General features: G+C 73.7%; 1 protein-coding gene. It reads right to left on the bottom strand.

What is annotated here, in order from left to right; genetic code table 11:
* Positions 1-23 precede the first annotated feature (23 nt).
* A partial coding sequence (locus tag ACNAVT_RS31810; RefSeq protein WP_416301701.1) for an FtsX-like permease family protein occupies positions 24-438 on the bottom strand: 415 nt, incomplete at its 5' end.

The following is a 438-nucleotide window of genomic DNA, read 5'->3' on the forward strand; positions in this document are numbered from 1 at the left end:
GCTGCCCGTGGTCGCGTCCATGGTCACTCCTCGGCGAGTAGTCGTGCGATGGGGAGCCGGCGCAGCAGCGCGGCCGGGACGAGCGCGGCGAGGCAGGTGACCACGATTCCGGCCAGCGCCACGACGGCGGCCACCAGCGCCAGTGTCGTGGGTAGTTCCCCGACCAGCCAGGCCGCCCCGCCCAGGCCCAGGCCCGCGCCGGTGAGCGAGCCGAGTGCGCCGAGGAGAAGTCCCTCGTATCCGACGAGTCGGCTCAGGGCGGTGTCGGTCCAGCCGGTGGCGCGGAGGGTGGCCAGCTCGGCGGCGCGGTCGCGGATGTTGAGGTAGAGGACGTCGGCGACGGCGGCGGCGCCGAGTAGGACCGTGGCGATGGCGGCGAGGGTGTCGGCGCTGCGGACGTTGAGGGAGATGGTGTCGCCGAGGAGGCTGCCGATGATG

Origin of the sequence: Micromonospora sp. SL4-19 (assembly GCF_047921475.1) — a bacterium.
Lineage (GTDB): Bacteria > Actinomycetota > Actinomycetes > Mycobacteriales > Micromonosporaceae > Micromonospora.